The following is a 5,617-nucleotide window of genomic DNA, read 5'->3' on the forward strand; positions in this document are numbered from 1 at the left end:
CCTGGTGATGGTGGGTTCCCTGGTGATGGTGGGTTCCCTAGTGATAGTAGGTTCCCTGGTGATGGTGGGTTCCCTGGTGATGGTGGATTCCCTGGTGATGGTGGGTTCCCTAGTGATAGTAGGTTCCCTGGTGATGGTGGGTTCCCTGGTGATGGTGGATTCCCTGGTGATTGTGGATTCCCTGGTGATGGTGCCGGCGGGCCTCCTGCGTTTCCATGTTTCCCTTTTAAACTGGCTTCAAACTTTTTCAACGACGTTTGGCGTAGTAAAGACGGCGCAAATTGGCAGCTCATGACAAATGATGCCGCTTGGTCTAAGCGTGCAGGCTTAAGCGCGGTATCGCACCGTGGCTACATCTATGTAATGGGTGGATCGTTTAATGATGATTTGTCGATTATTGTTCCAGCGGGTCCTTAGCGTATCTACTACAACGATGTATACCGTTCAAGAGACGGCCGAAATTGGGAATTGATGACGGATTCCGCGCCTTGGACTCCACGTGCTGGTGGCATTGTTGTCAGCAAAGGCAAGTACATGTATATGCTTGGTGGAGAGGATGGCTTTACATGTGATTCGGGCGATCGTTGTCCGCCATATTACAACGATGTCTGGCGTAGTAAGAATGGTAAGCGCTGGGAGTTGTTAACTGCTGACGCAGGTTGGGCTCCACGGCCGGGACATCAGTGCGAGGTACTCTTTGGTAGTTGTGTATGCTTTGGTGGCTTTGGTTTGAGTACTAATCCGCAGGACCCATTTGCAGTGGCTAATCCTATCGATGTTTGGGTGAACAAAAATGGCCGAACGTGGAAACAGCTCTCAGGTCCGGCTGAACAACCTTGGAATGCGCAGTCACCAGAAGATATTAAGTATGATCTAGCGGCATTTCCTGTGTATTTTGCGAATGGAAGGTTCCAGCCGAGTATCTTTACATTTGGTGGTGATCGAGAAACCTTTGATCCATTCGATCCCATTGGATTTACGAAAGTCGATAATGATGTTTGGCAGTTCCGATATGACTGGGATTGGTGGAGACGATAGTACGTATACAGAGGCCGCTGAAAAGCGGCCTTTTTTGTTTACAGGAAGTATTGGCTTAACCAATAACACACGATACCTATTTGCGCGCAAAAGCATAGAAAACGACACTGCACGATGATGTTACTTGATGAAGCTGCATGAAGAAGCGACTGTGCAATGCGCGCGGCTAACAAATATAGCGCGAGGCTGTTGGTGATTTCTTGGCTTGCTGTAGAGATAGAAAAGAGAAGAGTTCCACCTAGGAAGGGAAATGACTCATAGCAATTCGCATGGGCTCGACTGAGTCTTTCCATCAAGGGGGATATGTCGGCACCACTCAATGAGAAGCTGTTCACTGCTTTACCTGTTTTTACAACGACTATTGTTCGGTATATCTCAATTGCAATAACTAGAAATATAAACCAGCTGATAAATCCGAGAAGCGCGAGTTCTGTTTGTGTCATTACAAAGTCCTTGAATAAAAGAGCCAATGTAATGAGTGTCGCTAAAAAGTGGAGGGAAAGAAATTACGTGAGAGGTAATATTTTTGAGTTTGAGCTTTAATGGCTGGGGTCAGAGTGAAAGCACTCTGACCCCAATCTAGGCCTACAAAATTTGAGAGCTAGACTAGTCGTTTAACTTCTTCGCGAGAATTTCGTTAAACAGTTTCGGGTTACCTTGACCTTTAGAAGCTTTCATTAATGGGCCCATAAAGCTACCCATCAATTTCTTACGTTTCTTGTCGTCGGCTGCTTTGTACTGCGCGATTTGATCAGCCATACCTGCAAGCACTTCATCAACCATTGCTTCAAGAGCGCCCGTATCAGACACCTGCTTCAAGCCTTCTGCATCGATGATTTGATCCACATCTGAACCTTCTTGGCTCCATAGTTTCTCAAATACTTTCTTAGCGCCCGAAGAAGAAACGGTGTTGTCCTTCACGCGCAGCACTAATTGAGCTAATGCTCCACCAGAAATAGGTGCATTGGATGCGCTAACATCATCTGCGTTTAAGCGAGCACTGAATTCACCCATTACCCAGTTAGCAGAAAGTTTTGCATCGCCTGAGATGTTTGCTGAAGTCTCGAATAGAGAGGCTAAACCAGCATCTGCCGAGAGAATGCCAGCGTCGTAATCACTTAGTGAGAACTCAGAGATAAAACGCTCTTTACGCGCAGCCGGCAGTTCTGGCATTTGAGCACGAACTTCTTCGATGTACTCATCTGTCAACACTACTGGCAGGAGGTCGGGGCAAGGGAAGTAACGGTAGTCGTTTGCTTCTTCTTTGCTTCGCATAGAACGTGCAACGTGTTTGTCGCCATCGTACAAGCGTGTTTCTTGAACGATTTCTCCACCTTCTTCAAGCACATCGATTTGACGTTCAACTTCGAGAGCAATCGCTTGTTCCATAAAGCGGAAAGAGTTGAGGTTTTTGGTTTCAGTTCGCGTGCCAAATTCCGATTGGCCTTTAGGACGCACAGAGATGTTAACGTCAAAACGCATTGAACCTTGCGACATTTCACCATCACAAATTCCAAGTGAAGTCACAATGCTGTGCAGTGTTTTAGCAAATTCTACCGCTTCTTCCGCATTGCGCATGTCCGGTTCACTCACGACTTCGATCAATGGCGTTCCAGCACGGTTCAAATCGATGCCTGACATGCCATGGTAGTCTTCGTGTAGTGATTTACCCGCATCTTCTTCAAGGTGTGCATGATGAATGCGGATGTTCTTCTTGCTGCCATCTTTCAGTGTGATTTCAACAACACCTGCACCAACGATTGGCGCATCAAGCTGAGTCGTTTGATAGCCTTTCGGAAGGTCAGGGTAGAAGTAGTTTTTACGCTCAAATACACTGCGCTTGCAGATGTCGGCATCGATCGCTAAACCGAACATGGTTGCATAGCGGAAAGCCTGCTCGTTTGGCACAGGTAATGTACCAGGTAGTGCTAAATCAACTGCGCTTGCCTGTGTGTTTGGCTCTGCACCAAAGGCAGTTGATGAGCCTGAAAAAATCTTTGATTTAGTAGCGAGCTGAACGTGTACTTCAAGCCCGATGACGGTTTCCCATTCCATAGTTGTCTCCTCGGCTTAAGCGCTTAGCTCGGTTAGTGAATTTTCAGGACGTTGTTTGTGCCATTCCGTTTCTTGCTGGAAGGCATAACCAACGTTGAGCATGCGTGCTTCGTCGAAGTAGTTTCCGAGCAATTGAATACCACAAGGAAGGCCGTCTATTGTGCCGGCCGGTAGAGACATTGCCGGAATGCCTGCAAGGTTTGCCGTGATGGTATAAACGTCTTCTAGGTACATTTGTACGGGGTCGTCGCCTTTCTCGCCAAAACCAAAAGCAGGTGATGGCGTAGTTGGGCCGAGAATAAAGTCGACGTCTTTGAATGCATTTTCAAAGTCGTTCTTGATCAGGCGGCGAACTTGCATTGCTTTGTTGTAGTAAGCGTCGTAGTAACCGGCTGAAAGCGCATATGTGCCAACCATAATACGGCGTTTTACCTCATCGCCAAAACCTTCAGAACGACTGCGTAAGTACATATCCATTAAGTCATTCGACTCTTCACAGCGGTAGCCATAACGGACGCCATCAAAACGGCTTAGGTTAGCGGAGGCTTCTGCTGGAGCAATGACGTAATACGCTGGTACACCAAGCTGGCTGTTAGGAAGCGAAACTTCTTTAAACTCAACGCCTTTGCCTTTAAGAACTTCAATCGCTTCATCGAGTACTTTTGCGATTTCAGGATTGAGGTGCTCGTTAAAGTACTCTTTTGGAAGACCAATTTTCAGACTGCTCAAATCACCAGATAGAGCCGCCAAGTAGTCTGGCACTTCTTTGTCGATACTAGTTGAGTCTTTTGCGTCATGACCCGCCATAACTTGCAGCATTGCCGCACAGTCTTCAGCAGTTTTTGCCATTGGGCCACCTTGATCAAGGCTCGATGCGAAAGCAATCATGCCGTAACGTGAAACGCGCCCGTATGTTGGCTTTAATCCAGTTAGACCACAAAAGGCTGCCGGCTGACGGATCGAGCCGCCGGTATCTGTGCCTGTTGCAACGGGTGCCAAGCGCGCGGCTACTGCTGCAGCTGAGCCGCCAGATGAACCGCCGGGAACGAGGTGTTTGTCACCGCTCCACGGGTTAATCACTTTTCCGTAGTAGCTGCTCTCATTCGTTGAGCCCATCGCGAACTCATCCATGTTGGTTTTACCCAAACAAACCGCGCCTGCATCGATGAAGTTTTGAACGACTGTCGCGTTGTAAGGTGGTTCGAAGTTATGAAGCATTTTTGAACCACAGGTAGTTAGGGTGCCTTCCGTACAAAAGATGTCTTTGTGTGCGAAGGGAATGCCCGTCCATAAACCGGTATCGCCAGCGGCGATTTTCTCGTCAGCAGCTGCTGCATCAGCAAGTGCTTGTTCTTTTGAGACGGTAATATAACTATTGATTTTGCTGTCTAGTTTTTCGATGCGATCAAGATAGGCTTGAGTGAGTTCTACGCTGGTGAACTCTTTGTCGCGCAGGCCTTTGGCCAGCTCTTGAATTGTAAGTTCTAACATTCTTTATTGCTCTTTCGTCGTAGCGTGTTTTTAAACAGAAGGTGTTCTAATGCGTCACTATGAAAATTAGTGAGGCTCACTCGATAACTTTCGGCACGAGGAATAGGCCGTCTTGAGTTGCTGGTGCTACGCGTTGATATTTGTCACGTTGATTAGTCTCTGTCACTTGATCTGCGCGCAGGGTTTGTACTGCGTCCAAAGGGTGCGCCATCGGTGCAACATCGCTCGTATCAGCCTGCTGAAGCTGATCAACTAAACCCAAGATGTTATTAATATCGCCGCTTAATTTTTCCACTTTGTCATCTTCAATTTGAAGACGAGAGAGGCGCGCGATTTTTTGAATGTCATCAGGACTAATCGACATGTTTTAAACCTTAATTTATAAGTCTCGGCTCAGAAGCTTGCCTTAGAAGCTAGAACGCGAGGAGTTAAGAGATTTATAGTGCGTGAATTATGCTGTGAAGCATTTAGCCGAGCATCATACCACTTAGCTATAAAAAGTGGATATGCTCTCGAATCGAATAAGGAATGAATTTGCATAGAAATGCAAACTTTCGCACTAAGGACATAAATGTATGGGTGAAAAATGATCAAATGTTTAGCGGGAATCTTACGGAGCAATGGCTGAACGTTATCTTGTTTGCAATAAGGTCTAAATGAAGCTTTTGTTTCTTGCTCTAGTACCGCGCCATTGTTAAAGTTACGCGATAATTATATTCATAAATTCTTCAGGTTGAATTCCTTCCATGCTTAAGAAACTACGAGGCATGTTTTCAAGTGATCTGTCGATCGATTTGGGGACTGCAAATACACTTATTTATGTGCGCGAACGCGGCATAGTTTTAGATGAACCTTCTGTTGTCGCGATTAGAAATTCGGGCGCTCAAAAAAGTGTTGCTGCGGTGGGTGCCGAAGCAAAACGAATGCTTGGTCGTACCCCCGGAAACATCACTGCAATTCGTCCGTTAAAGGATGGTGTGATTGCAGATTTCGTAGTAACTGAAAAAATGCTTCAGCATTTTATTCATAAGGT

Annotated in this window: 6 protein-coding genes and 1 pseudogene; 3 read left to right on the top strand and 4 right to left on the bottom strand. The window is 46.5% G+C overall.

Features of this window, described 5'->3' with window-relative positions; all coding sequences use genetic code 11:
- A pseudogene (locus A3739_RS28560) lies at positions 1-417 on the top strand (hypothetical protein); the annotation flags it as partial.
- Between the two features lie 54 nt (positions 418-471).
- Positions 472-1,038 (top strand): hypothetical protein, encoded by a 567-nt coding sequence (locus tag A3739_RS02400; RefSeq protein WP_068476117.1) that lies wholly within the window; start codon positions 472-474, stop codon positions 1,036-1,038.
- A gap of 38 nt (positions 1,039-1,076) precedes the next feature.
- Here the strand turns inward: A3739_RS02400 and A3739_RS02405 are convergent, their stop codons facing one another.
- From A3739_RS02405 to gatC, 4 genes are all read right to left on the bottom strand, one after another.
- Positions 1,077-1,481, bottom strand: a complete 405-nt coding sequence (locus A3739_RS02405) for an MAPEG family protein (protein WP_068476116.1) — start codon at positions 1,479-1,481, stop codon at positions 1,077-1,079.
- A gap of 163 nt (positions 1,482-1,644) precedes the next feature.
- Complete coding sequence (gene gatB, locus A3739_RS02410; RefSeq protein WP_068476115.1) at positions 1,645-3,093, bottom strand: Asp-tRNA(Asn)/Glu-tRNA(Gln) amidotransferase subunit GatB; 1,449 nt, start codon at positions 3,091-3,093, stop codon at positions 1,645-1,647.
- A gap of 15 nt (positions 3,094-3,108) precedes the next feature.
- Entirely contained in the window at positions 3,109-4,584 is a 1,476-nt protein-coding gene (gene gatA, locus A3739_RS02415; protein ID WP_068476114.1) for an Asp-tRNA(Asn)/Glu-tRNA(Gln) amidotransferase subunit GatA, read from the bottom strand.
- Positions 4,585-4,660: 76 nt separating this feature from the next.
- Positions 4,661-4,948, bottom strand: a complete 288-nt coding sequence (gatC, locus tag A3739_RS02420; protein WP_068476113.1) for an Asp-tRNA(Asn)/Glu-tRNA(Gln) amidotransferase subunit GatC — start codon at positions 4,946-4,948, stop codon at positions 4,661-4,663.
- A gap of 382 nt (positions 4,949-5,330) precedes the next feature.
- Between gatC and A3739_RS02425 the strand changes: the two genes are divergently transcribed.
- The coding region (locus A3739_RS02425; protein WP_197471973.1) for a rod shape-determining protein at positions 5,331-5,617 on the top strand (287 nt) is incomplete at its 3' end.

The organism is Oleiphilus sp. HI0067, from assembly GCF_001635735.1.

Coding starts and splice junctions, on each gene's coding strand:
- A3739_RS02400 (WP_068476117.1), top strand. CDS start 472: ATGACGGATTCCGCGCCTTGGACTCCACGTGCTGGTGGCATTGTTGTC.
- gatB (WP_068476115.1), bottom strand. CDS start 3,093: ATGGAATGGGAAACCGTCATCGGGCTTGAAGTACACGTTCAGCTCGCT.
- gatC (WP_068476113.1), bottom strand. CDS start 4,948: ATGTCGATTAGTCCTGATGACATTCAAAAAATCGCGCGCCTCTCTCGT.
- A3739_RS02405 (WP_068476116.1), bottom strand. CDS start 1,481: ATGACACAAACAGAACTCGCGCTTCTCGGATTTATCAGCTGGTTTATA.
- gatA (WP_068476114.1), bottom strand. CDS start 4,584: ATGTTAGAACTTACAATTCAAGAGCTGGCCAAAGGCCTGCGCGACAAA.